The sequence below is a fragment of the Methylobacterium sp. C25 genome (genome assembly GCF_021352225.1).
Taxonomy (GTDB): Bacteria; Pseudomonadota; Alphaproteobacteria; order Rhizobiales; family Beijerinckiaceae; genus Methylobacterium.
In genome coordinates this window covers 87,853-112,960 of the sequence record NZ_JAAUVI010000004.1, presented here as the reverse complement: position 1 = coordinate 112,960, position 25,108 = coordinate 87,853, and the positions used below count along the sequence as shown (strand labels likewise).

Below are 25,108 nucleotides of genomic sequence, written 5' to 3'. Positions count from 1 at the left end.
CTCACGCAGCGTCGCGCGCAAGCGCCGCGGGCAGCAGCTTGCGGATCTCTGGGATGCACGAGCCGCAATTCGTGCCCGCCTTGCAGGCCGCGCCGACCTTTTCGACCGACCCGGCTCCGGCCGCGATGGCGGCGGTAATGACGTCGAGCCCGACGCCGTGGCAGGCGCAGATCACCGGGCCGGCCGAAGCCGTCTGAGCCCGGCCCGAGAGCAGGCTGCGCCGGTCCGTGGCCTCGATTTCGGGTGCGGCGAAGACCTGCTTGGCGATTTCCCAGTCCGGCCGCCGCTCGCCGGTCTCGACGGCGAGGCAGGCTATCAGCCTTCCTTCGCGATAGGCGGCGAGCCGGTAGAGCCCGCGAGCGTGGTCGGAATACTCGGCAATCTCGTGGCCCGGAAACAATCCGCGCAGGGCCAATGCCACCTCCCGCGAGCCGTCCTGGGTCGCGAAGATCAGGCCCGAGCCGCCCTGGACCGTGGCGCGCGCCCACCACCAGCCCGCAGGTGCCGGAGTGGCCGAGCGCGTGAGCAGGTAGCCGCGCGAGCGATAGGCGACGGGCTCGACGGCGGCCGGCGTCGCCTTCAGCTCGGGCTGGCCCGAGACCGGGTCCGGCATGCCGCGCACCAGCGCCACGACGCGGCCGTGTGAGGCCGTCATGTCGCTCCAGTGCATCGGCGCGAAGATGCTGCCCGGGAGTGCGCCGTCGGTGACCGCGACTTCTAGGATCGCGGTGGCGTGATCCGTCGTCACGCGGGCGAAGCCGCCGTCGCTCAGCCGGTAGCGCGCCGCGTCGTCCGGATGGATTTCCAGGAAGGGCGCGGCGCGATGGGCCGAGAGGCGCTGGCTCTTTCCGGTCCGCGTCATGGTGTGCCAGTGGTCGCGCACGCGGCCGGTATTGAGGATCAGCGGCCGCTTGGCGGTCGGGTGGAGCGCCAGGGCCGGCGGCTGCACGGCGACGAAGCGGGCGCGCTGGTCGAAGGTGTAGAAGCGTCCATCCGCGAAGAGCCGCGCCTGGCCCTTGCGAGGGTCGGCGGCGCGCTTCGGCAGCGGCCATTGCACGGGCGGCGCGGCGTCGTAGGCGCGATCGCTCAGCTCGGCGAGGCCACCGAGATCGAAGTCTCGGCTGCCCTCGTTCTCGAAGGCCGAGAGCGCGGCGTGCTCGCGAAAGATCTGAGCGGCGGAGGTGTAGGCGAAGGAGGCGCCGAAGCCGAGGCGCTTGGCGACGTCGCCCATGATCGCCCAGTCGGCCCGTGCCTCGCCGGGTGCCTTGAGGAAGCTGCGCTGGCGCGAGATCCGCCGCTCGGAATTCGTGACCGTGCCGTCCTTCTCGCCCCAGGCCAAAGCCGGCAGCAGCACGGTCTTCTTGGCCGTGGCCCGCGCCGTGTCGCTGGTCGCGAGCACCTCGGAGACGACGTAGAGGTCGAGTCCTGCGATCGCGTCGCGGATCGCGTCGGCGCGCGGCATCGAGACCAGCGGATTGGTGCCCATCACCCAGAGCGCCTTGATCTTGCCCCGCGCGATGGCCTCGAACAGGGCCACCGCCTTCATGCCCTCGCCGGTGATGATGTTGGGCGCATCCCAGAAGCGGCGGACGCGATCGACCTCCTCGGGAGCGAAATGCATGTGGGCGGCCAGCATGTTGGCGAGCCCTCCGACCTCGCGCCCGCCCATGGCGTTGGGCTGTCCCGTCAGCGAGAACGGTCCCATGCCGGGCTGTCCGATCCTGCCCGTGGCGAGGTGGCAGTTGATGATGGCGTTGCCCTTGTCGGTGCCCTGCGCCGACTGGTTCACGCCCTGGCTGAAGCAGGTCACCACCCGCCGGGTGCGCGTGAACATTTCGAAGAAGGTCAGGACATCCGCCTCGGCGAGCCCGGTGGCGGCGGCGGTGGCGGCGATGCTCGGCGCGATGATTTGGGCGCGCTCCAGCGCGGCGTCGAAACCCGCGGTGTGGTCTGCGACGTAGCGGCGGTCCACGGCGCCCTGCGTGGCGAGATGCACGAGAAGCCCCGAGAACAGCGCGGTGTCGGTGCCCGGCCGCAGGCCGAGATGCAGGTCGGCCTCCTCGCCGGTCTGGGTGCGGCGCGGGTCGATGGTGACGATCCGGGCGCCGCGCTTGGCCTTCGCATCGGCCATGCGCCGGAACAGGATCGGGTGGCACCACGCCGTATTCGAGCCGACCAGGACGAGGAGATCGGCCTCGTCGAGATCCTCGTAGCAGCCCGGGACCGTGTCCGAGCCGAAGGCGCGCCGGTGTGCGGCCACCGCGCTCGACATGCAGAGCCGGGAATTGGTGTCGACATGCGGCGTGCCCAAAAAGCCCTTCGCGAGCTTGTTGGCGACGTAATAATCCTCGGTGAGGAGCTGGCCGGACAGGTAGAAGGCGATCGAATCCGGGCCGTGCTGCTCGGCGATCCGGCGCAATCCACCCGCAACCGTGCCCAGCGCGCCCTCCCACGAGGCGCGAGCCCCGTCGACCACCGGGTGGAGCAGCCGGTCGTCGAGCGCCAGGGTTTCGCCGAGCGCCGAGCCTTTCGAGCAGAGCCGGCCGAAATTGGCGGGATGATCGGTGTCACCCGCGATGCCGGCACCCCCCTGCCCGTCCGGGCTCGCCAGCACGCCGCAGCCGACCCCGCAATAGGGGCAGGTTGTCTTCACGACGGCGGGCGTGGCGTCGGACACGTGCACGGTCATGGCGTGATCCTCGGCGGGTTCTTTGTGATGTCGAGCAGCAAAAGTCGGGCCGGTGCCGATGCGATACCCTCTCACGCCTGCTCCGCAGGCGCCCTCCCCCGCAGAGGGGGGAAGGTTCGCGTGACGCTCAGTACACGTCCGCCTGATACCGCCCGGTCTTCTTCAGGTTCGCGAGATAGGCCACGGCCTCGTCCGGGTTCTTGCCGCCGTACTGGGCGGCGACGTCGATGATCGCGCGCTCGACGTCCTTGGCCATGCGCTTGGCATCGCCGCAGACGTAGAAATGCGCGCCGCCTTCCAGCCACTTCCAGAGGTCGGCGCCGTTCTCGCGCATGCGGTCCTGGACGTAGGTCTTCTCCTTGCCGTCGCGGGACCAGGCGAGGGAGAGGCGGCTCAGGATCTTGTCGTCGCGCAGCTTGGTCAGCTCGTCCTTGTAGAAGAAGTCCGAGGCCTGCTTCTGGTGGCCGTAGAACAGCCAGTTGCGGCCCGGCGCCTGCGTGGCGGCGCGCTCGCGCAGGAAGGCGCGGAACGGGGCGATGCCGGTGCCCGGCCCGCACATGATCACGTCCTTCGAGAGATCCTCCGGCAACGCGAAGCCGTGCGCCTTCTGGAGGTAGATTTTGACTTTCGTCTGCTCGGGCAGCCGTTCGCCGAGATGAGTGGACGCAACACCCAAACGAAGACGCGAGCGGTGATTGTAGCGGACCGCATCCACCGTCAGCGAGACCTTGCCGACATCCATCTTCGGCGAGGACGAGATCGAGTAGAGGCGGGGCTGCAGCTCGTCGAGCGACTCAACGAAGACCTCGGCATCCGGCCGGGCGCCGGGAAACTTGTGGAGCGCACCGAGCACGTCGAGATAGGCGGCGTCGCCATCCGGGTCCTCGCCGGCGGCCAGCGCCTGAGCCTTCTTGCGGGCCTCGCCCGAGGTGAGGAGCGAGAGCAGCTGGTAGAGCCCGTCAGGCGCCGCACCGAGAGAGTAGTCGGTGAGCAGCGCGTCGCGCAGCGTGCGACCCCCGATGATCCGCTCGGGCCGCGTGCCGAGTTCCGCGATCACCGCGTCGACCAAAGCCGGGGCGTTGGCCGGAAACAGCCCGAGGGAATCGCCGACGACGTAGTCGATCGGGGTGTCCTTCAGGTCGATCTCGATATGCCAGGTCTCCTTCTCTCCGCCCGGCGCGTTGAGGCGAGTGCGGGAGAGAAACGTCGCGAAGACCGGGTTCTCGCGGCAGAGGCCGAGAGGGCCGAGCGGCACCTCCGCCTTCGGCGCGCCGCCCTCCTCCGACGTGGCGGGGGTGGCACCGCCCGAGGCGCCGAACTCCTCGTCGAGCTTCTTCAGCATCCGGAGCGTTTCCTTGCCGCCCGGCTGGCAGAGGTTCAGTCGCTCTTCCTTCTTGAGGAAGATCGCGTTGGCGTAATCGGCACAATTGTAGCCGCATTGCCCGCAATCTTGCTGGGCCATGGCCGCCATGAGCTTCTGCGGCTCCGGACGCTCCTTCGCCATCTCCATGCGGTCGCCGATCGCCATGGACGGGTCGTGCCAGGGCGCGTCGTCGTTGTCGGCGAGCCGCGGGCCGGTCGACGGCCCTTCCCCCGGCGCGAGCGCAGTGGCGCCCTCGACGGCGGGGCCGAGCAGGGCGGCGAAATAGCCCGACAGCCATGCGCGTTGGTCCGGATCGAACGGCGCACTCTCGGGGATCAGGACGAGCGGGGGCGAGACGTGCTGGGTCATGCTGCGGCCTTGAGGACAGGCTGTTCTTCGGCGGCGTCGCGCAGGGCTTCAGGGCCCTTGCGCGCGGTGAAGGACTGGAAGCTCTCCTCCTTGCTCTCGCGGAGCGCGAGGTAGGTCTTGAGCAGGGCCTCGACGCGGAAAGGCGCATCCTCGGCCTTCACGGCCTTCCAGATCTCGGTGCCGATCTTCGGGTTCTCGGCGAAGCCGCCGCCGACCACGATGTCGTAGCCGTCGACCGTGTCGCCGTCCTCGCCGACCGGGACGCGGGCGCCGATCAGCCCGATATCGCCGATGTAATGCTGCGCGCAGGAATGGTGGCAGCCGGTGAGGTGCACGTTCACCGGCACGTCGAGATCGATCACCGTGCGCTCGACATGGTCCGCGATGATGATGGCGTTGCCCTTGGTTTCGGCGGCGCCGAACTTGCAGCCGTTGCTGCCGGTGCAGGCGACGAGCCCGGAGCGGATGCCGGCAGCCTTGATCGTCAGCCCGAGCGCCGCGACGCGGCTCTCGACCTCGGCCACCTTGGCGTCGGGCACGCCGGAGAAGATGAAGTTCTGCCAGACGGTGAGCCGGATCTGGCCGTCACCGCAGTCGGACGAGATCTTGGCCAGCTCGCGCATCTGGTCGGTGGTCATCTTGCCGACGGGCAGCACGACGCCGACCCAGTTCAGGCCGTCCTGAACCTGCTTGTGCACGCCGACATGGCTGAACCGGTCGGTGGCTTTTCGCGGCGCGACGTGCTCGGGTGCGACCCGATCCAGCTTCCGGCCGAGCTTCTCCTCGACGGCGGCGAGGTACTTGTCGAAGCCCCAGGCATCGAGGACGTATTTCATCCGGGCCTTGGCCCGGTTAGTGCGGTCGCCGTTCTCGATGAAGACCCGGATGATCGCGTCGGCGACCTGGTTGCACGCCTCGGGCTTCAGGACGATGCCGGTATCGCGGGCGAGGTCCTTGTGGCCGGAAATGCCGCCGAGCACGAGGCGCATCCACACGCCCGGCGCGACGGAGGCGCCTTCGAGCACTTCGATCGCCTGGAAGCCGATGTCGTTGGTCTCTTCCAGCACCGGCATCACGCCGCCGCCGTCGAAGGCGACGTTGAACTTGCGTGGCAGGCCGTAGAGCGAGCGGTCGTTGACGATCCAGTTGTGCCAGGAGCGCGCCAGCGGGCGGGTGTCGAGAAGCTCCTGCGCGTCGATGCCGGCGGTGGGCGAGCCGGTGACGTTGCGGATGTTGTCGGCACCCGAGCCGCGGGCGGTGAGACCGAGATCGGTCAGGCCGTCGAGGAAGGGCTGGCCGTGCTCCGGCGTGATCTCGCGGACCTGGAGGTTGGCCCGCGTCGTGACGTGTGTGTAGCCGCCGCCATGCGCATCGGCGAGATCGGCCACACCGGCGAACTGCCAGTGATGCATGATCCCGTTCGGGATGCGCATCCGGCACATGTAATGGGTCTTGTTCGGCGCGAGCCAGAACAGGCCGTGGTAGCGCCAGCGAAAATTATCCTCGGGCTTCGGTTGGGTGCCGGCGGCGGCCTCGCGGATCAGGCGGTTATGGCCCTCGAACGGGTTCTCGGCGCGCTTCCACTTCTCCTGGTCGCAGAGCTTGCCGCCGTCCTTGACGGTCTTGTCCTGCGCCCTGATGTGGACCGCGTCGGGCCCGGTCGGCTCCGAGGGAGCGGCGGCGCCCGCTGCCCCGCTGGCGATGCCGCCGGTGAGGCGGGCGGCGGCGATCCCGGAGGCAAAGCCTTCGAGATAGCGCTTCTGCTCGGCGTTGAAGTCTCCGGCCATGGTCATGTCCGTTACGCTGCAAGGGCTTGCGGTTGGCGGCGCCCGAACATCAGGTCGTCGCGGTCGTCCAGGGTGAGAGGCGCGCCGGAGCGGATCATCTCCTTGCACCGCGCCTGCTCGGAGATGTCTCCGACGAAGACTGCGCCGGCGAGGCGGCCGTCGATGATCGTCAGCTTGCGATAGAGGCCGGCGGCGGCGTCGTGCACGGTGATCGCGTCGGCGCCATCGGGCGTGTCGACCACGCCGGCCGAGAAGACCGGCAGGCCCGAGACCTTGAGGCTCGTCGCCAGCGAGGTGCCGAGATAGGCCGCCTCCTCGCCGACGAGGTGTCGGGACAGCACCTCGGCTTGCTCGTAGGCGGGCTCGACGAGCCCATAGGCGATGCCGCGATGCTCGGCGCATTCGCCGAGGGCGAAGATGCGCGGGTCCGAGGTGGTCATGCGGTCGTCGACGGTGATGCCGCGGCCGATCGCGAGGCCGCAGGCCTGCGCCAGCGCCGTCGAGGGTCTGATGCCGACCGACATCACCACGAGATCGGCCGGCAGTACGGTGCCGTCCTTGAGCACGAGACGTTCCACCGTGCCGTCGCCTTCGATGCAGGCGGTGTTGGCCGAAAGCAGCATTTTCACGCCACGGGCTTCCATCGCCGCCGTCACGAGGCGGGCGGCGGTGTGGTCGAGCTGGCGCTCCATCACCCGGTCCATGACGTGGAGCAGCGTACAGTCGACGCCGAGCCGGGCGAGGCCGACGGCGGCCTCCAGGCCGAGAAGGCCGCCGCCGATGACGATCGCCTTGGCATGCTCCACCGCCGCCGCCCGGATCGCGGCGACGTCGGCGAAATCGCGGAAGGTGACGACGCCCGGCAGGTCGGCGCCCGGCAACGGCAACCGGATCGGCAGCGAGCCGACGGCGAGGACCAGCCGGTCGAAGGGCAGCACATGGGTCTCGCCGACGACGACCAGCCCGTTCTCCCGGTCGATGGCCGTGACCGGCGCTCCGGTGATCAGGCGGATGCCGTGCCCGGCGTACCAGTCGAGCCCGCGGAACCCGCAGGCCGCCTCATCGACCTCCCCGCCGAGCAGCGAGGACAGCAGCACCCGGTTGTAGGCGGCAACCGGCTCGGCTCCGACGACGGTGACGTCGAAGCGACCCGGTGCCCGTTCCGTCAGCTGCTCCAGGAAGCGGAGAGAGGCCATGCCATTGCCGACGACGACGAGCCTTTCCTTCGCACCCATGACACGCTGACCTTCGTTCTCAGGCAGCGAGGGCGGCAGGCTTGGCGTGGCGTGCGTAGAGAAACTCCAGCACCGCGGCGCGCGCATGCACGTAGGCGGCATCCTCCACTAGCTCGAGCCGGCGGCGCGGGCGCTTCAGCGGAACCTCGAGGATCTCGCCGATCGTGGCCGAGGGGCCGTTCGTCATCATCACGATGCGGTCGGAGAGCAGCACCGCCTCGTCGACGTCGTGGGTGATCATGATGACGGTGTTCTTCAGCCGCATCTGGATCTCCATGATCGAGTCCTGGAGATGGGCGCGGGTGAGCGCGTCGAGCGCACCGAAGGGCTCGTCCATGAGCAGCACCTTCGGCTCCATGGCGAGCGCACGGGCGATGCCGACCCGCTGCTTCATGCCGCCGGAGATCTCGGCCGGCCGCTTGTCGGCGGCATGCATCATGTTCACGAGGGCGAGGTTGTGCTCGACCCACTCGGCCCGCTCGGCGCGGCTCTTCTTGCCGGCGAGTACCTTGTCGACGGCGAGCGAGACGTTCTCGCGCACAGTCAGCCAGGGCAGCAGCGAGTGGTTCTGGAAGACCACGGCGCGGTCGGGGCCGGGCGCGTTCACTTCCTTGCCGTCGAGGAGCACCACGCCGGTGGAGGCCTTGAGCAGGCCGGCGACGATGTTCAGCACCGTCGACTTGCCGCAGCCCGAATGGCCGATGATCGAGACGAACTCGCCCTTGGCGATGCTGAGGTCGACCTCGCGCAGCACCTCGGAGGTCTTGCCGCCGCGGGTGAAGCTGATGCCGACCTGGGACAGGTTGAGGTGGGACATGCTGGTTCTCCTCAGGCTGCGCTGGTGCCGCGGGTCACGAGCGCGCCCACGGCGGCGACCAGCCGATCGAGGATGAAGCCGATGAGCCCGACATAGACGAGGGCGACGATGATCTCGCTGATGTGCGACGAGTTCCACGCGTCCCAGATGAAGAAGCCGATGCCGACGCCGCCGATCAGCATCTCGGCCGCGACGATGGCGAGCCAGGACAGGCCGACGCCGATGCGCAGGCCGGTGAAGATGTACGGCGCCGCCGAGGGCAGCATGATCTTGAAGAAGAACTCGATCGGGTTGAGCCGGATGACCGCCGCGACGTTGCGGTAGTCCTGCGGGATGTTCCGGATGCCGACCGCGGTGTTGATGATGATCGGCCAGATCGAGGTGATGAAGATCACGAAGATCGCGCTCGGCTGACCGTCGCGGAAGGCGGCGAGCGAGAGCGGCAGCCAGGCGAGCGGCGGGATCGTGCGCAGCACCTGGAAGATCGGGTCGAGGCCGCGCATGGCCCATTCCGACTGCCCGACCAGGGTGCCGAGCAGGACTCCGGCGACGACGGCGAGCGAGAAGCCGAAGGCCACGCGCTGCAGGCTCGCCGAGAGGTGCCAGAACAGACCCTTGTCGGTGCCGCCATTGTCGAAGAACGGATGGGCGATGATGTCCCAGGCCTCGGTGACCACACGCGAAGGCGCCGGCAGGCCGGCGGTCGGCGAGGAGCACAGCACCTGCCAGAGGAGCAGGAAGCCGGCGAGCACGACGAGCGGCGGGATCACCCGGGCGCAGACGGCCCGGATGCCCTTCATCGTCACGAAGGGGCCACGGCTTTTCGCGGCTGCCTTGACGGCCGTTCCGAGGCTGGTCGAGAGAGCGGAGCTGGATGCCATCACGCCACCTTCTTGATGTCGAGGCTGGACAGGTAGGCGGAGGGGTCGGCCGGATCGAAGACCTTGCCGTCGAAGAAAGTCTCCTTGCCGCGCGAGGTCGAAGTCGGGAGCGCTGCGACGCCGAGAGCCTTGGCGGCATCCTTCCAGAGGTCTTCGCGATTGACCTTCGCGATCAGCGACTTGCCGTCGAAATTGGCGTCGTACTTACCCCAGCGGATGTCCTCGGTGATGAACCAGAGGTCGTGCGACTGGTAGGGATAGGAGGCGTTGTCGGCCCAGAACTTCATCGCGACGGGGCTGTTCTCGACGACGCGGCCGGTGCCGTAGTCGAACTTGCCCTTCATCCGGTCGATCACGTCCGCGACCGGCACGTTGATCCACTGCCGCTTGGCGACGATGGCGGCGAGCTCTTCCTTGTTCTCGACCTTCTCGCACCATTGCTGGGCTTCCATCACCGCCATCAGCAGGGCCTTGGCGGCGTTCGGATACTTGTCGACCCAGGCCGACCGCATCGCGAAGGACTTCTCCGGGTGGTCCTTCCAGAGCTCACCGGTGGTCAGCGCGGTGTAGCCGATGCCCTGGTGGATGAGCTGCTCGTTCCACGGCTCGCAGACGCAGAAGCAGTCCATCGTGCCGACCTTCATGTTCGCCACCATCTGGGCGGGCGGCACGACGATGGTCTCGATGTCCTTGTCGGGGTCGATGCCGCCGGCGGCGAGCCAATAGCGGATCCAGAGATCGTGGGTGCCGCCCGGGAAGGTCATGGCGGCCTTGATCGACTTGCCGGACGCCTTCTTGGCGTCGAGCAGGGCTTTGAAGGGCTTGGTGTCGACGCCGATCTTGGCGTCGATGTACTCCTTCGAGACCGAGATGCACTGCCCGTTCAGGTTGAGCCGGGCCATGATGTACATCGGCACCGGCACGTTGTTCTGCGTCACGCGGCCGGACGAGATCAGGTAGGGCATCGGCGTGAGGATGTGCGCGCCGTCGATGCCGTTGCCCTCGGAGCCGAGCACGAGATTGTCGCGCGTCGTGCCCCAGGAGGCCTGCTTCAGCACTTCGACGTCGGGCATGCCGTACTTGGCGAAAAAGCCCTTCTCCTTGGCGACGAAGAGCGGGCCCGCGTCGGTCAGCGCGATGAAGCCGAGTTTGGCGCCCTTGACCTCGGGACCCGCGCCCTGCGCGAAGGCGCCGCCGGGAAGTGCAGTACGCGCGGCGGCGGCCAGCGCGAGGGCGCCGGAAGCGCCCTTCAGAATGCCTCGACGGGTGCTGCTGCGATCGAAGTCCATGATGTCCCCACGCCTCGCCGCCCTCACGGCGGTCGAACAAAGAAGGCCGCTGGTCGAGATCGTCCGCGCGATGGAATCGCGGGTGGATGATCCGGATCAGCGGCCTTGCTGACGGCTAGAAACCCGTCGCCGTTGACGGATGCGAGGGTGGTCGCACGATCCGTGCCAACGTGATCGAGTTTTTATAAGTTATTGATTTGTATGAATTAAAAAGCCGCGCCTCAAGAAGCCGTGATTGCTGCTGCCGCGGAAAGTGCGCTGCACAAAAATAAGGCGGGTGATGCTTCTTGCTGCAATGCGGCAGGCTGCGCCAGCCGAATGGTCAAGCTTTGTGCAATATGGGCCGGTAGAAGACTCTCGCGGCCCCGGCCGTCTGACCCGCGTCCGAGACCTGACCCGAGGCGGCCATCTGGCGGGCCAGCCAGAGAGCGTGCTCCGGGCGGGGAGCCTGCACGTCGGCGCCGAGCCGCAGATAGTCGGGATCGGTTCGGCGCGTCCCGGCCGCATCCACGACGAGATGGCCGGTCAGGGAGCGCCGGATCAGGTCGGTCTCGCGCCCGAGGCCGCTTTTTTCCGAGAGCAGCCCAGCCAGTTCACCGACATTGGCTGGATCGCCGCACCAGATCCCGGCGCGCGTGACGGCGTGCACCAGCGGTGCCAGCGCCTCCGCCTGCCCTGCGTGCACGGCGAGCACCTTTTCCGGGCAGTCGGGCACGATCTCGCAGCCGAGGGCGGCGATGCGCCCGAGGCCTGCGGCGACCGCGATGCTGTTCCACGGCGCGCCGACGCAGAACCCGTCGATCTCGCCGCGCGAGAGCGCATCGACCGTCTGAGGCGGTGGCACCACCACGATCCGAACCGTCCGCTCCAGATCGATACCGCCACGCTCGGCAAAGATCCTGAGCTGGTAGCTGTGGCAAGAGAACGGGTGCACGGTGGCGATGCTCAGCGGCCTGCCCTCCCGAGCCCGCGCAAGGGCGAGGCGGCCGAAGGCCGAGGCCACCGCATCGAGGTTGTCGGCCTCCGGCGCCATCGCCTCCCAGAGCGGCAGGGACAGGGTGATGGCGTTGCCGTTGAGGTTCAGCGCCATCGGCGCCACCAGATCCGCCTGGGGACCGGACAGGCCGAGCCGGGTTGCCAGCGCCAGCGGCGCCAGCATGTGGGCGGCGTCGAGATAGCCGAGCGCCAGCCGGTCACGCAGGGTCGCCCAGGACGGTTCGGGGTGAAGCACGAGCTCGATCCCCTCATCGCGGGCGAAGTCGAGTTCGGCCGCGGCCAAAACCGGGGCGGCGTCCGTGAGCGGGACGTATCCGAGATCGACCCTCATCCGAGCAGATCCGCCGCGGTGACGATCGCCCGGGCGATGTCGATGATCTTGCGCTTCTCGTTCATGGCCTGCTTGCGCAGGAGCTTGTAGGCCTCGTCCTCGGAGAGACCCTTGCGGCCCATCAGGATGCCCTTGGCCCGGTCGATCACCTTGCGGTCTGCGAGTTCGCTCTTGGCTTCCAGCAACTCGCGCTGCAGTCGGGCGAAGGCGTTGAAGCGCAGGATTGCGATGTCGAGGATCGACTTGATGCGCTCGGTCTTGAGCCCGTCGACGACGTAGGCCGAGATGCCGGCATCCACCGCCGCCTGCATCATGGTCGAGTCGGAGCGGTCGACGAACATCGCCACGGGACGCTCCACCTGTCGGGAGATCCCGGACATCTGCTCGAGGATGTCGCGGCTCGGGCTTTCGAGATGAACCACGACCACATCGGGCTCAAGCGCCGCGACCCGTGCCTGCAGGTCGGGTCCGTCGGCGACGACGACGACCGTGCCGATCCCTGCGGCGCGCAGGCCCTCTTCGAGGATCGCGGCGCGCACGCGGCTCGGATCGATCACGGCGACGGTGAGGCTGGTCTCGGTCATCGAGGCCGGATGCTGGATTGCAGGGTGGCGGGGCGGCGTTGCGGTAGCGTGGCGGCGATCGGTTTAGCAAGCCGCGTGCCCACGCGGATCGACCCACCGGCGTCTCCATGGGCAGGAGCGCTCCGACCAAGGTGTGGCCCTCTGGCCGATACCGCGAAGGTAATTGTTTCACGGCGGAGACAAAACGGCCCAGGTTCCGCCGCAAACCAGTCGGCAAATGACGGTTCGAGGCGAACCGGAGGCTTCAGCCGATGAGCGCATGTGCCCCCCGCGATCCCGGAGTGGAAACGCTCTCGGCCGCGCGTGGATCGGCCTTGCCCTTCCTGCCGACGCTCGTCACAGCGCTCGCCGTCGGCCTCCTGTCCATGCTCTGCCGCGCGCCGACCGGTCCCATGGAACCCGCTGTTCCAACCGTGACGGCGGAGGCTGCCCCCGCCGGCACCGATGGGTTCCATCCTGTGCTGCCGGGATCCGAGACGGCGCCTGCCATTCCAGCGGCCCTTGCCTTCGCGCGACTGCATCCGCTGACGCTGCATGCGCCGCACCTCGCTGAGACCAAGGCTCCCACGACACGTCCCACGCGGTCGGCGTCCACGAACCGTCGTTCCTGCATCGGGCCGCGTTGCGGCGAGGCGCGCCGTGTCGAAACCGCGGTGCGGACGCCACCCGCCAAATCCATTTCCGAGCCCGAGGCGATTCCGGCACCGCTGCGTGCCCAGAGCGAGGCGGACGAAGATATGCTGCCGACTGGTGCCTTGCCCTTTGCCGCGACCGCAGCATCCTGGGTCGAGCGCGCACGCAGGATCGGCGGCACCGTGGGCAACGGTGCAGCCTCGCTCGGCGGTTCCGTGGTCGAACTGCTCGCCAGCGCGCGCTGAGACGAACCGGTCCCTCCGCGCGGCGCGGATTTGACGGCACTGCAACACAGCTCGGCGTCAGGAAAGTGCGCGTGGGCTGGATCGCCCCGCAACCGGCCCTAACTCGGGTCTGACGGCCCCGAATACGCCGTCGCCCGAGGTTCCATGGCAGGTCGGATCGAGGATTACGCGCTGATCGGCGACGGGCGCACTGCGGCGCTCGTCGGACGCGACGGCAGCATCGACTGGCTGTGCTGGCCGCGTTTCGATGCCTCGGCCCTGTTCGCGCGGCTGCTTGGCACCGAGGAACATGGCTTCTGGAAGCTGGCGCCGGTGGCCGAGAATGCCGAGCAATTCTGGCGTTACCGGACCGGCTCGCTCGTTCTCGATACCTACCACACCACCCATGCCGGCGAGGTGCGCGTCACCGACTACATGCCGGCTGCCGACGGCTCGCACCTGATCCGCCTCGTCGAGGGCCGCAAGGGCAAGGTCGCCATGCGCATGGATCTCGCCGTGCGCTTCGATTACGGCTCGGCCACCCCCTGGGTCTCGCGCAACGAGCTCGGCGACCTGCGCGCCATTTCCGGTCCGCACAAGGTCGTGCTGCGGACGCAGGCGCCGCTGCGCGGCTCCGGCAAGACCACGATCAGCGAGTTCACGATCCACGAGGGTGAGAGCGTCTGGTTCGTGCTGAGCTACGGCGCTTCGCATTGCGAGGACCCGCCGCCGATCGAGCCGCGGAAAGTACTCGCCGAGACCAACCGCTTCTGGCGCGAATGGTCGGACCGATGCGCCACCGGCACGCCCTGGGATGAGATGCTGAAGCGCTCGGCGCTCACGCTGAAGGCGCTGATCTATCGACCGACCGGCGGGATCGTCGCCGCGCCCACGACCTCCCTTCCGGAAGATCTCGGCGGAGTCCGCAACTGGGATTACCGCTTCTGCTGGCTGCGGGATTCCACCTTCACGCTGATGGCGCTGATGGATTCGGGCTTCATCGAGGAAGCCCGCGCCTGGCGCGACTGGCTCCTGCGCGCCGTCGCCGGCAGCCCGGAGCAGGCCCACATCCTCTACGGCATCGCCGGCGAGCGCCTGCTGCCCGAGATCGAACTCGACTGGCTGCCGGGCTACGAGGGCTCGCGACCCGTGCGCGTCGGCAATGCGGCGATCGAGCAGTTCCAGCTCGATGTCTACGGCGAGCTCTTCGACGCGCTCTACCAGGGGCGCCAGCGTGGCATGCTCGGCGACAAGGATGGCTGGCGGGTCGGCCGCGCCATCCTGGGCCATCTGGAGACAGCCTGGCGCGAGCCGGACGAGGGCATCTGGGAGGTGCGCGGCGGCCCGCGCCACTTCGTCCATTCCAAGGTCATGGCCTGGGTCGCCTTCGACCGGGCGATCCGCAGCCATACCGAGGAGGAGAGCCCCAACGCACCCCTCGCGCTCTGGCGGCGCCTGCGCGACGAGATCCACGCCGAGGTTTGCGAGAAGGGATTCGACAAGCGGCTCAACAGCTTCGTCCAGTCCTATGGATCGAAGGCGCTCGATGCGAGCCTGCTGCTCATCGCCCATGTCGGCTTCCTGCCGCAGGACGACCCCCGCGTCGTCGGCACCGTCGCGGCGGTGGAGAAGCACCTGATGCGCGATGGCTTCGTGCTGCGCTACGAGACGGTGGACGCGCAGGGCGGCAACGTCGACGGCCTTCCGGGGGGCGAGGGCGCCTTCCTGCCCTGCACCTTCTGGTATGCCGACAACCTGATCGGTCTCGGCCGCCGCGACGAAGCGCGCGGGATCATCGAGCGCCTGATCGGGATCTGCAACGACCTCGGGCTCGTTTCCGAAGAGTACGACGTCAAGCGCAAACGCCTGGTGGGGAACTACCCTCAAGCGTTCACACACGTTGCACTCGTGAACACGATCCTCAATTACAGCCGCGCGGAGTCGCCAGAGGCGAAACGCGGTGCAGCCGAGGCGGACGACGTCGAGGACGAGGAGGACGAGACCTCCTCCGCCTCGCCGGCCACCGCCCTGCCGCTATGACGAAATTGGGAAGACACACGGTATGAGCGGAGCAGACACCGTCGCCAAGAGCGGCTTCAGCGAGAGCGACCAGCTCGCGATCAACACGATCCGGACGCTCGCCATCGACGCGGTGCAGAAGGCAAATTCAGGCCATGCCGGCGCGCCGATGGGCCTCGCGCCCGTCGCCTACACCGTCTGGAACCGCTACCTGCGCTACGACCCGGCCAACCCGCACTGGCCGAATCGCGACCGCTTCGTTCTGTCCTGCGGTCACGCCTCGATGTTGCTCTACGGGCTGCTGCATCTCGCCCGCGTCGCGGAGAAGGACGGCGGCAACGCCCCGGCCATCTCGCTGGAGGATATCAAGCAGTTCCGGCAGATCGACAGCCGCACGCCGGGCCATCCCGAGTACCACTTCACCACCGGCGTTGAGACCACGACCGGCCCGCTCGGCCAGGGCGTCGCCAACTCCGTCGGCATGGCGATGGGCAGCCGCTTCCTTAACAGCCGGCTGAACAAGCCCGGCCTGCCGCTCTACGATTTCGACGTCTACGCCCTGTGCTCGGACGGCGACCTGATGGAGGGCGTCGCCTCCGAGGCCGCCTCGATCGCCGGGCATCTGCGCCTTTCGAACCTGTGCTGGATCTACGACGACAACACCATCACCATCGAGGGCCATACCGAGCTCGCCTTCTCGGAGGAAGTCGCCGCCCGCTTCCTCGCCTATGGCTGGCAGGTGCTGCGCGTCGCAGACGCCAACGACGCGCACGCGATTGCCGCTGCGCTCGATACCTTCAAGGCCTCGCACGATCATCCGACGCTGATCATCGTCAAGTCGATCATCGGCTACGGCGCGCCGACCAAGCAGAACACCTCGAAGGCCCATTCCGACGCGCTCGGCGAGGAGGAGGTCAAGGGCGCCAAGCGTGCCTATGGCTGGCCCGAGGACAAGCAATTCTACGTGCCGGACGGCGTCTACGACAGCTTCGCCGACGGCATCGGCAAGCGGGGCGCCGCCCTCTTCGCAGAGTGGCAGGGCCTCCTCGACAAGGCGAAGAAGGCCGATGCGAGCCATGCCGAGGAACTCGACGCCTTCCTCCAAGGCCGCCTGCCCGAGGGCTGGGACAAGGACATCCCCGTCTTCCCGGCCGACGCCAAGGGCCTCGCCACCCGCGAATCCTCGGGCAAGGTGCTCAACGCCATCGCCCAGCACGTCCCGTTCATGCTCGGCGGCTCGGCCGATCTGGCGCCGTCGAACAAGTCGAACCTCACCTTCGAGGGCGCCGGCTCGCTGACCCCGCTGAACCCCGGCGGCCGCAACGTGCATTTCGGCGTGCGCGAGCACGCCATGGGCTCGATCGTGAACGGCCTCGGCCTCGTCGGCCTCAGGGCCTACGGCGCGACCTTCCTGGTCTTTGCCGACTACATGCGCCCGCCGATCCGGCTCGCCTCGCTCATGGAGCTGCCGGTCTTCCACATCTTCACGCACGATTCGATCGGCGTGGGCGAGGACGGCCCGACCCACCAGCCGGTGGAGCAGATCCTCTCGCTGCGCGCGATCCCCGGCCTCGTCACGCTGCGCCCGGCCGATGCCAACGAGGTCGCCGAGGCCTACCGGGTGATCTTTGCGCTGAAGAACCAGCCGGCGGTGCTCGCCCTCTCGCGCCAGCCGCTGCCGACCTTCGACCGCTCCAGCTTCGGCGCGGCCTCGGGCACCGCCAAGGGTGCCTATGTGCTCGCTGATTGCGAGGGCACGCCGGAGGTTCTGCTTCTCGGCTCCGGCTCCGAGGTGCAGCTCTGCGTCTCGGCCTGGGAGACCCTCAAGGCCGAGGGCGTGAAGGCCCGCGTCGTCTCGATGCCGTCCTGGGATCTCTTCGAGCGCCAGGACCAAGCCTATCGCGACTCCGTACTGCCGCCGCAGGTCACGGCCCGCGTCGCCGTCGAGATGGGGACGGTGCTCGGCTGGGACCGCTATGCCGGCTCCACCGGCACTATCATCGGCATGCACAGCTTCGGCGCGTCGGCGCCGATCAAGGAGTTGCAGAAGAAGTTCGGCTTCTCCGCCGAGGCGGTTCTGGGGGCTGCGCGCGACCAGATCGCGCGGGGCAAGAAATAGAGGGTCAGGCACGCCCCTCATCATTCCGGTGCCGCACAGCGGAACCCGGAATGACGATGGTGTTCTCGGCGGCAGGGCGGACCTGCCGCCGGTTGGTCCGCCGCCCTATCTCTCAGGGCGCGGACGGAACGAGATTTCTGAGGATCGGTCGACATGAACGCGCTCAAGGCCCTGCACGATGAACAGGATCAGGCGGTCTGGCTCGATTTCGTGGCCCGCGGCTTCATCGCGAAAGGCGATCTGAAGGCCCTCGTCGAGCGAGACGGCCTTCGCGGCGTCACCTCCAACCCGGCGATCTTCGAGAAGGCGATCGGCCACTCTGCCGAATACGACGACAGCCTCAAGGCCGTGCTCGACCAGGGCGATGCGCGGGTGATCGACCTCTATGAAGGCCTCGCCATCGCCGACATCCAGGCCGCAGCAGACGTGCTCCGCCCGGTCTGGGAGGCGAGCAAAGGCGCGGACGGCTATGTCAGCCTGGAGGTCTCGCCCTACCTCGCCCTCGACACCGAGGGCACGCTCAAAGAGGCGCGACGCCTGCACAAGGCGGTCCAGCGCGATAACCTGATGGTGAAGGTGCCGGCGACCCCGGAGGGCATCCCGGCGATCCGCCAGCTCACCGCCGAAGGCATCTCGATCAACGTCACGCTGCTCTTCTCCAAGAGCACCTACGAGACCGTGGCCCGGGCCTATATCGACGGCCTCACCGAGTTCGGCGCGCGCGGCGGTGACGTCTCCAAGGTCGCGAGCGTCGCGAGCTTCTTCATCAGCCGCATCGACACCCTGGTCGACAAGCTGCTGGACGAGAAGGGCGATTTCGAGGATCTCAAGGGCAAGGTCGCGATCGCGAATGCCAAGCTCGCCTATCAATCCTACAAGCGGCTCTTCGCTGATCCCGACTGGCAGGCGCTTGCGGCAAAGGGCGCCAATGCGCAGCGCCTGCTCTGGGCCTCCACGGGCACGAAGAACAAGGCCTATCCGGACACGCTCTACGTGTCCGAGTTGATCGGCCCCAATACCGTCAACACCATGCCGCCCGCCACCATGGACGCGTTTCGCGACCATGGACAGGTGCGCGCCTCGCTGGAGGAGAATATCGGCGATGCCGAGGCCGTGATGGCCCGCCTCGCCAAGGCCGGGATCGATATCGAGGCAGTGGCGCGCCAACTCGTCGACGAGGGAGTCCAGCTCTTCGTCGACGCGGCAGATGCGGTGCTCGGCGCGGTGGCGGCCAAGCGCGCGGCGCTGATCGGCACCCGGCTCAACGGCCATGTCTGCAAGCTCGGCGAGGTGCTGCAGGGCGCCACTGACAAGACCATCGAGGCCTGGCGCGCGAAGGGGCTCATCCGCCACCTCTGGGCGCACGACAACACGGTCTGGACTGGCCGCGACGAGGACAAGTGGCTTGGCTGGCTGCGCATCGTCGAGGACGGTCTCGCCAGGCTCGGCGAGTATGAGAGCTTCGCCGAGGAGATCCATGGCGAGGGCTTCACCGATGCCGTGGTGCTCGGCATGGGCGGGTCGAGCCTCGGCCCGGAGGTGATCGCCGCCACCTACGGCGAGCGCGACGGCTGGCCGAAGCTGCGCATCCTCGACTCGACCGATCCCGACCAAGTGCGCGCCGTCGAGGCCGCGGTGAAGCTCGAGAAGACGCTCTTCATCGTCGCCTCGAAGTCGGGCTCCACCCTCGAGCCCAACGTGTTCCGCGACTACTTCCTCGGCCGCATGAAGGAGGTCGTCGGCGACAAGGCCGGCCGACACTTCGTTGCGGTGACCGATCCGGGCTCGGCCATGGAGAGGGCGGCCAAGGACGACGGTTTCCGCAAGATCTTCTACGGCGTGCCGCAGATCGGCGGCCGCTATTCCGTGCTCTCGGCTTTCGGGCTGGTCCCTGCCGCCGCGGCTGGTGTCGAGATCGATGAGTTCCTGGAGAGCGCGCACATCATGGTGCGCTCCTGCGGGCCGGCCGTTCCGCCCGCCAATAATCCCGGTGTGCGCCTCGGCGCGGCGATCGGCTCCGCGGCGGTCGAGCATGGCCGCGACAAGGTGACGATCATCTGCTCGCCGGGCGTCGGCACCTTCGGCACCTGGGCCGAGCAGCTCATTGCCGAATCCACCGGCAAGGAAGGCAAAGGGGTCATCCCGATCGAGGGCGAGCCGGTCGGCGTGCCGGCGGTCTACGGGCGCGATCGCTTCTTCATCTACCTGCGCCTCGACGGTCGCGCCGACGCGCAGCAGGACGAGGCGGTGCGCGGCCTCGAGAGCGAGGGACACCCTGTGGTACGCATCGACCTGGAAAAGGTCGAGCAGCTCGCCCAGGAATTCTTCCGCTTCGAGATGGCCACTGCCGTCGCCGGATCGGTGCTTGGCATCAATCCCTTCGACCAGCCCGACGTCGAGGCGAGCAAGATCGAGACGAAAAAGCTCTTCGCGGCTGCCGAGCAAACCGGCTCCCTGCCGGCCGAGACACCGATCTTCGAGGACGAGACCATCGCCCTCTATGCCGACGCCGCCAATGCCGAGGCACTCGCACAGGGCGAGGGTGGCATCGAGGCGACGATCGCCCGGCATCTCGCTCGGCTGAAGGAAGACGATTACGCGGCTGTCCTCGGCTATATCGAGCGCAACGAGACTCACCACGCGATCCTGCAGCCCGCCCGGCTCGCCGTGCGCGACGCGAGGAAGGTGGCGACCTGTCTCGAATTCGGGCCGCGCTTCCTCCACTCGACGGGGCAGGCCTACAAGGGCGGCCCTTCGAGCGGCGTCTTCCTGCAGATCACGGCCGATCCGTCGAAGGATCTGCCCATTCCCGGACGCAAGCTCGGCTTCGCCACGGTCATCGCGGCCCAGGCGCGCGGCGACTTCTCCGTACTCGCCGAGCGCGGCCGTCGTGCCTTACGCGCCCACATCAAGGGCGGCGACGTCGAGGCCGGCTTCAAGCGCATCGCCGCAGCGATCAAGGAGGCCGTGGCCTGAGCGACGTCATTCCGGGGCTCGCCGCAGGCGAGAACCCGGAATCCAGAATCGTCACCGTGCCAGGTCTTGAGAGCTGGCACGGCCTCTGAACGGCTGTCGGCGGCTCTGGATTCCGGGTTCCGCTTCGCGGCCCCGGAATGACGGAAGAGGTTTTCGGCTGGCGGGGGAAGCTCGACCAGTAGAGTCCCCTCTCCCGAGGCGGGAAGAGGTGCACAGTGGCGCCAGACGGGAGTCAGCAAACGATGCAACTCGGCATGATCGGTCTCGGCCGGATGGGCGGCAACATCGTCCGGCGGCTCCTGCGCAACGGGCACAGCTCGGTGGTCTTCGACAAGGATGCCAAGGCCGTCGAGGCGCTCGCCTCCGAGGGCGCGACCGGCGCCACCAGCCTCGAAGACCTCGTCGCCAAGCTGGAGAAGCCGCGCGCCCTCTGGGTGATGCTGCCGGCTGGGCGGATCACCAACGAGACCATCACGGCGCTGCACGGTCTGATGGAAGACGGCGACATCGTCATCGATGGCGGCAACTCGTTCTACCAGGACGACATCCGCCATGCCGCCGAGCTCAAGGACAAGGGCATCCACTTCGTGGACGTCGGCACCTCGGGCGGCGTCTGGGGCCTGGAGCGGGGCTATTGCATGATGGTCGGCGGCGACAAGGCGGCCGTCGATCGGCTCGATCCGATCCTCAAGACGCTGGCGCCGGGCCGCGGCGACATTCCGCGCACGCCCGGCCGCGAGGGCCGCGATCCGCGTGCCGAGGAGGGCTACATCCATGCCGGCCCGACGGGCGCCGGGCACTTCGTGAAGATGATCCACAACGGCATCGAGTACGGGCTGATGCAGGCCTATGCCGAGGGCTTCGACATCCTCCGGCACGCCAACTCGGAGGACGTCCCCGAATTCCGCCGCTACGACCTGAACCTCGGCGACATCGCCGAAGTCTGGCGGCGCGGCAGCGTCGTCTCGTCCTGGCTCCTCGACCTCACCGCCTCGGCGCTCGCCGGAAACGAGAACCTCGATGGCTTCTCCGGCTTCGTCCAGGATTCGGGCGAGGGCCGCTGGACGATCAATGCCGCCGTCGAGCAGGCGGTCCCGGCGGATGTGCTCTCGAACGCGCTCTATCGCCGCTTCCGCTCGCGTGACCACGACAGCTACGCCGACAAGCTGCTCTCGGCCATGCGCAAGGGTTTCGGCGGCCATATCGAGGGTGCGCCGGCGCCGGCCATGGGATCGTCCGGCGATCGGAAATAGGCCTCGGCGATGATCGCCCTGCCCCCGAACACGACGCTCCTGCCCGATGCCGAGGCGACGGCGCGGGCTGCTGCCGATCATCTCGTCGCCATCGCCGAGACGGCTGCGAGCGAGCGCATCGCGATCTGCCTGTCCGGTGGCTCGACGCCGAAACGGCTCTACGAGCTCCTGGCGAGCGAGGCCTATGTGGATCGCCTGCCCTGGTCGCGGCTGCACTGGTTTTTCGGTGACGACCGGGTCGTGCCCTGGGACGACCCCTTGAGCAACGTGCGCATGGTGCGCGAGGCCTTCGGCCACGGCGCGGCGCTGCCACCAACGCATTTCCACTTCATCGCGTCCGACGAGGGGGCGGAAATCGGCGCGCGTGCCTACCAGCGCACCCTCCAGCAGTATTACGGTGCCGAGACGCTCGATCCGGCCCGGCCACTCTTCGATCTCGTCCTGCTCGGCCTCGGCAGCGATGGCCACACCGCCTCGCTGTTTCCGGGCAAGCCGGCCGTCGAGGAGACCAAGGCCTGGGTTGCACCTGTCCCCGAGGCGGGCATGGAGCCCTTCGTTCCGCGCATCACGCTCACCTTCCCGGCGATCGCCTCGTCCCGGTCTGTCCTCTTCCTGGTGAACGGGGCCGGCAAGCGCGATCCCCTGTCGCGACTCGCCGCCGGCGAAGACCTTCCGTCGGGCCGGGCCAGAAGCGAGGGCCATCTGGAATGGTTCATCGACAAGGCCGCTGCCGACGCCTGATCTGTGGCTCCTCGGCATCGACCGGCGAAATCCCCGGCGCGCCAGCAGGTTGCTAACGGGTGGCCGAACCGCGGCATGCCGGCCGCCACATTTTCGCCGCAACCTCTAACGGGTTGTCGACATGGATGGCTGGCGACGGCCGGAGAACGAGTTCATGTCGAGATTTTTGGGGCGCTCAGCGCGCATCGTTCCCGGTCCCCTGAAGGCCGTTTCAGCCGCCGACGGCAACCCGGTGCCGCTCACCGCGCTGGCATTGGCGGCAGCCATCATCGCGACCGGCCTTGTCCTGATTCCGCATCTGACGCGGCACCAGCCCGCTGCCTCTTCGCCGGTGACGGCGGTCGCGCAGCCAATGCCTGCGAAGCCGCGCACCGTCGCGCTTGCAGCATCGGAGGCGCCTGCGCCAGCCGAGCCTCAAGTCGTCGCAGCGCCTGCCGCCGCCATCCTGCCGGCGGCGGAGCCGGTGCATGCCGCCGAAGCCGCTCCGACGGCAGCGCCCGTCGAGCCGGCGCTGTTCCAACTCGATGCGCTGCCGGTGCTCGAGGCCACTGGAGAGGATCTCGACATGAGTGTCGCTGCGCCGAAGCCATCAGCGCGGTCTGCCGCGCGCAGGAGCCCCGGCAGCCGCAGTGCTGCTCTCGGAGCCCAATAGGCTCGGCATCCTATCGTCGAAAGTCTCACTAGCCCTTCGCGCCGCGCCCGTGCACCCTGCCCTCTCGGCCGATCATCGGCACGGTCTCGGGGATCCTCATTGATGCGGTTCGGGTTGGGTCCGTTGGTCGGCGTCGCTGCGCTGCTCGGCGCGTCGACCTTCGCGTCGCCGCTGCGGGCGGCAGACAGCGTCGCCACTGCGCTCGTCGTCTCGGTGGATGTCTCCAACTCGGTCGACGAGCGACGCTACAAGCTGCAAATGGAAGGCATCGCCGAGGCGCTGGAGGATCCAACCGTGATCTCTGCGATCACCGGCAGTGGCGGCATCTACTTCTCGATGGTGACCTGGGCGGATACGGCACGTGTTGCCGTCGAGTGGCGCCGCATCGCCTCGAAGGAGGATGCCGCAACGGTGGCCGCCCTCGTCCGTATCGTGCCACGCATGCAGGGCAACTTCACCTGCCTGGGGGGAATGATGCGCTCGGTTGCCGCCAGCGTGGTGCCGAGCCTGCCGGTCCAGGCCGACCGCACCGTGGTCGACGTGTCCGGGGACGGCATCGACAATTGCATGGACCCGGACGATCTGCGCGAGCAGCGCGAGCGGCTCCTCGCCACCGGCAGCACCATCAACGGCTTGCCGATCCTGGTTCCTGGCGAGAACGACGTTGTCGGCGTCGGCGCGTTTCGGGCGCCCGGCTATGGCCTGCGCGAGCTTCCCAAGGGCACCTATCGCGAGGGCACGACGCTCGACCGCTGGTATCGCGAGAGCGTGGTCGGCGGCCCCGGTGCCTTCCTCATGGCGGCCCACGGCTACGGCGACTTCGCCCGCGCCCTGCGACAGAAATTCGTCCTGGAAATCAGCGGGCTGACGATCGACGGGACTGCCCCGACGTTGGCCAGCCGATAGGCGATCCGATCGCACCTGGCACGACGTTATACCTCGGAGGACTACTGACCAGGGTGCAGGCCACGACGCTTTACGGTCCACACACTGGCAGAATGCCGTTCTCGCGATCGAATCCATGGCAACTTGCGACGGACATGGCGGCCCGCCTCCCATCATTTGACGACGCGGCAGGCTATATTTCAAAGCGCGATACAATCATACAACGATGGGTATGGCATGTCTCATTGTAATACCAAATTCTTCTTCGAACGAGCAGTTTGCCCAATTTGTGCAAGTCGTGCGACGTCCAAGATCTATGAATGCGGTTTGACGTCCAGCCCCATCAAAGATCTTATTTCGAGCCATTATCGCAGTCAGGGAATCGTCGACTGGTCTCTGTTCGACGGCACGGATTACGAACTCCGCAAATGTGATGATTGCAAGCTGATCTACCAGAAGAACGTGCCGAACGACCATGTCCTGGATCGCATCTACAATGAGATGATCGCACCCGACGGCCTCGATCGCCTGGAAGAGGAGCGGCTGACGATCGACAATTTCGAGCGGCTGGCCGGGGAACTCGGTGTGCTGTTTCGATGGTGCGCACGTATAAACGGAAAGCACCCGAGCAAGATCAGGTTTCTCGACTACGGATTCGGACACGGACGATGGGCAAGGATCGCGCGCGCGCTCGGCGCGACGGTCTTCGCGACGGAAACGGGTGACGCCAAGAAAGCGATCGCGGCCGGCATCGGCGTCGAGATCATTTCCGACGATGACATCGATCGGATGCGCTTCGACATCGTCCACACCGAGCAGGTCTTCGAGCACCTCGTCGATCCGGCGGGAACCTTCAAAAGGCTATCGGCGGCGACGGATGGCATCTTCAAGCTGGCGGTTCCGCATCATCGGAACCTTGAGGCGACCTTGGCGAGCAAGGGGATCCCGAAGGAATCGCCGTTTCATCAGAAGCAGATCACAGGCCGGCGCTTGTCCATGGCCGACTACACGTACATCTCGATCCTCCCGCTCGAACATCTGAATACCTACTCGCCAAAGACGATCGACTATCTGACGCGAGAGAACGGCATGCGTGTCGTGAGTACGAAGCGGAAATCCTCCGTCGCTCTGGTGCCTACGGATCTCGGATCGCTCGTCAGATCGAGCCTGAAGGCGGGCGCGATGGCGGCGAAGATGTCGCTGCCTCGCGATACGGGCTATTACCTGATGACACCGGCATAGGGCTCTTGCCGGGCGATCCCGGC

At 67.7% G+C, this 25,108-nt stretch carries 18 protein-coding genes; 9 read left to right on the top strand and 9 right to left on the bottom strand.

What is annotated here, in order from left to right:
* Position 1 precedes the first annotated feature (1 nt).
* The 9 genes from HCU64_RS13090 to HCU64_RS13050 form a co-directional block, all read right to left on the bottom strand.
* Entirely contained in the window at positions 2 to 2,689 is a 2,688-nt protein-coding gene (locus HCU64_RS13090) for a nitrate reductase (protein ID WP_233384404.1), read from the bottom strand.
* Between the two features lie 127 nt (positions 2,690 to 2,816).
* Positions 2,817 to 4,421, bottom strand: a complete 1,605-nt coding sequence (locus HCU64_RS13085) for a sulfite reductase subunit alpha (protein ID WP_233384403.1) — start codon at positions 4,419 to 4,421, stop codon at positions 2,817 to 2,819.
* A complete protein-coding gene (locus HCU64_RS13080) occupies positions 4,418 to 6,208 on the bottom strand; it encodes a NirA family protein (RefSeq protein WP_233384401.1) in 1,791 nt (596 codons plus the stop codon). Before HCU64_RS13080 ends, HCU64_RS13085 begins: the two co-directional genes overlap by 4 nt.
* Positions 6,209 to 6,219: 11 nt before the next feature.
* The gene (locus HCU64_RS13075; protein WP_233384399.1) at positions 6,220 to 7,443 is read right to left on the bottom strand and encodes an NAD(P)/FAD-dependent oxidoreductase; all 1,224 of its coding nucleotides are present in this window, start codon (positions 7,441 to 7,443) and stop codon (positions 6,220 to 6,222) included.
* A gap of 19 nt (positions 7,444 to 7,462) precedes the next feature.
* Positions 7,463 to 8,260, bottom strand: coding sequence for an ABC transporter ATP-binding protein (locus HCU64_RS13070; protein ID WP_233384397.1), 798 nt, complete (start codon positions 8,258 to 8,260; stop codon positions 7,463 to 7,465).
* Between the two features lie 11 nt (positions 8,261 to 8,271).
* Positions 8,272 to 9,141 carry a nitrate ABC transporter permease gene (gene ntrB / locus HCU64_RS13065; protein ID WP_233384395.1) on the bottom strand — a complete coding sequence of 290 codons (870 nt, stop codon included), beginning with the start codon at positions 9,139 to 9,141 and terminating at the stop codon, positions 8,272 to 8,274.
* Complete coding sequence (locus HCU64_RS13060; protein ID WP_233384394.1) at positions 9,141 to 10,430, bottom strand: CmpA/NrtA family ABC transporter substrate-binding protein; 1,290 nt, start codon at positions 10,428 to 10,430, stop codon at positions 9,141 to 9,143. Before HCU64_RS13060 ends, ntrB begins: the two co-directional genes overlap by 1 nt.
* 322 nt (positions 10,431 to 10,752) lie before the next feature.
* Positions 10,753 to 11,757 (bottom strand): CmpA/NrtA family ABC transporter substrate-binding protein, encoded by a 1,005-nt coding sequence (locus HCU64_RS13055; RefSeq protein ID WP_233384393.1) that lies wholly within the window; start codon positions 11,755 to 11,757, stop codon positions 10,753 to 10,755.
* On the bottom strand, positions 11,754 to 12,341 hold the full coding sequence (locus HCU64_RS13050) for an ANTAR domain-containing response regulator (protein ID WP_233384392.1): 588 nt from the start codon (positions 12,339 to 12,341) through the stop codon (positions 11,754 to 11,756). Before HCU64_RS13050 ends, HCU64_RS13055 begins: the two co-directional genes overlap by 4 nt.
* A 251-nt stretch (positions 12,342 to 12,592) precedes the next feature.
* Here HCU64_RS13050 and HCU64_RS13045 point away from each other — a divergent pair, with 251 nt between their 5' ends.
* The 9 genes from HCU64_RS13045 (at position 12,593) to HCU64_RS13005 (ending at position 25,085) form a co-directional block, all read left to right on the top strand.
* The gene (locus tag HCU64_RS13045; protein WP_233384391.1) at positions 12,593 to 13,219 is read left to right on the top strand and encodes a hypothetical protein; all 627 of its coding nucleotides are present in this window, start codon (positions 12,593 to 12,595) and stop codon (positions 13,217 to 13,219) included.
* A 144-nt stretch (positions 13,220 to 13,363) separates the two neighbouring features.
* Entirely contained in the window at positions 13,364 to 15,238 is a 1,875-nt protein-coding gene (locus HCU64_RS13040) for a glycoside hydrolase family 15 protein (RefSeq protein ID WP_233384390.1), read from the top strand.
* A gap of 22 nt (positions 15,239 to 15,260) precedes the next feature.
* Positions 15,261 to 17,336, top strand: a complete 2,076-nt coding sequence (tkt, locus tag HCU64_RS13035) for a transketolase (protein ID WP_233384389.1) — start codon at positions 15,261 to 15,263, stop codon at positions 17,334 to 17,336.
* A gap of 153 nt (positions 17,337 to 17,489) precedes the next feature.
* On the top strand, positions 17,490 to 20,312 hold the full coding sequence (locus HCU64_RS13030) for a bifunctional transaldolase/phosoglucose isomerase (protein WP_233384388.1): 2,823 nt from the start codon (positions 17,490 to 17,492) through the stop codon (positions 20,310 to 20,312).
* Between the two features lie 242 nt (positions 20,313 to 20,554).
* Positions 20,555 to 21,565 carry a phosphogluconate dehydrogenase (NAD(+)-dependent, decarboxylating) gene (gene gnd, locus HCU64_RS13025; RefSeq protein ID WP_233384386.1) on the top strand — a complete coding sequence of 337 codons (1,011 nt, stop codon included), beginning with the start codon at positions 20,555 to 20,557 and terminating at the stop codon, positions 21,563 to 21,565.
* Positions 21,566 to 21,574: 9 nt separating this feature from the next.
* A complete protein-coding gene (gene pgl, locus HCU64_RS13020) occupies positions 21,575 to 22,306 on the top strand; it encodes a 6-phosphogluconolactonase (RefSeq protein WP_233384385.1) in 732 nt (243 codons plus the stop codon).
* Positions 22,307 to 22,460: 154 nt separating this feature from the next.
* Complete coding sequence (locus HCU64_RS13015) at positions 22,461 to 22,958, top strand: hypothetical protein (RefSeq protein ID WP_233384384.1); 498 nt, start codon at positions 22,461 to 22,463, stop codon at positions 22,956 to 22,958.
* A gap of 102 nt (positions 22,959 to 23,060) precedes the next feature.
* Positions 23,061 to 23,864, top strand: a complete 804-nt coding sequence (locus HCU64_RS13010; protein ID WP_233384383.1) for a DUF1194 domain-containing protein — start codon at positions 23,061 to 23,063, stop codon at positions 23,862 to 23,864.
* A gap of 156 nt (positions 23,865 to 24,020) precedes the next feature.
* Positions 24,021 to 25,085 (top strand): class I SAM-dependent methyltransferase, encoded by a 1,065-nt coding sequence (locus tag HCU64_RS13005; RefSeq protein WP_233384382.1) that lies wholly within the window; start codon positions 24,021 to 24,023, stop codon positions 25,083 to 25,085.
* Positions 25,086 to 25,108 lie beyond the last annotated feature (23 nt).

Coding starts and splice junctions, on each gene's coding strand:
- HCU64_RS13090 (WP_233384404.1), bottom strand. CDS start 2,689: ATGACCGTGCACGTGTCCGACGCCACGCCCGCCGTCGTGAAGACAACC.
- HCU64_RS13085 (WP_233384403.1), bottom strand. CDS start 4,421: ATGACCCAGCACGTCTCGCCCCCGCTCGTCCTGATCCCCGAGAGTGCG.
- HCU64_RS13080 (WP_233384401.1), bottom strand. CDS start 6,208: ATGGCCGGAGACTTCAACGCCGAGCAGAAGCGCTATCTCGAAGGCTTT.
- HCU64_RS13075 (WP_233384399.1), bottom strand. CDS start 7,443: ATGGGTGCGAAGGAAAGGCTCGTCGTCGTCGGCAATGGCATGGCCTCT.
- HCU64_RS13070 (WP_233384397.1), bottom strand. CDS start 8,260: ATGTCCCACCTCAACCTGTCCCAGGTCGGCATCAGCTTCACCCGCGGC.
- ntrB (WP_233384395.1), bottom strand. CDS start 9,141: ATGGCATCCAGCTCCGCTCTCTCGACCAGCCTCGGAACGGCCGTCAAG.
- HCU64_RS13060 (WP_233384394.1), bottom strand. CDS start 10,430: ATGGACTTCGATCGCAGCAGCACCCGTCGAGGCATTCTGAAGGGCGCT.
- HCU64_RS13055 (WP_233384393.1), bottom strand. CDS start 11,757: ATGAGGGTCGATCTCGGATACGTCCCGCTCACGGACGCCGCCCCGGTT.
- HCU64_RS13050 (WP_233384392.1), bottom strand. CDS start 12,341: ATGACCGAGACCAGCCTCACCGTCGCCGTGATCGATCCGAGCCGCGTG.
- HCU64_RS13045 (WP_233384391.1), top strand. CDS start 12,593: ATGAGCGCATGTGCCCCCCGCGATCCCGGAGTGGAAACGCTCTCGGCC.
- HCU64_RS13040 (WP_233384390.1), top strand. CDS start 13,364: ATGGCAGGTCGGATCGAGGATTACGCGCTGATCGGCGACGGGCGCACT.
- tkt (WP_233384389.1), top strand. CDS start 15,261: ATGAGCGGAGCAGACACCGTCGCCAAGAGCGGCTTCAGCGAGAGCGAC.
- HCU64_RS13030 (WP_233384388.1), top strand. CDS start 17,490: ATGAACGCGCTCAAGGCCCTGCACGATGAACAGGATCAGGCGGTCTGG.
- gnd (WP_233384386.1), top strand. CDS start 20,555: ATGCAACTCGGCATGATCGGTCTCGGCCGGATGGGCGGCAACATCGTC.
- pgl (WP_233384385.1), top strand. CDS start 21,575: ATGATCGCCCTGCCCCCGAACACGACGCTCCTGCCCGATGCCGAGGCG.
- HCU64_RS13015 (WP_233384384.1), top strand. CDS start 22,461: ATGTCGAGATTTTTGGGGCGCTCAGCGCGCATCGTTCCCGGTCCCCTG.
- HCU64_RS13010 (WP_233384383.1), top strand. CDS start 23,061: ATGCGGTTCGGGTTGGGTCCGTTGGTCGGCGTCGCTGCGCTGCTCGGC.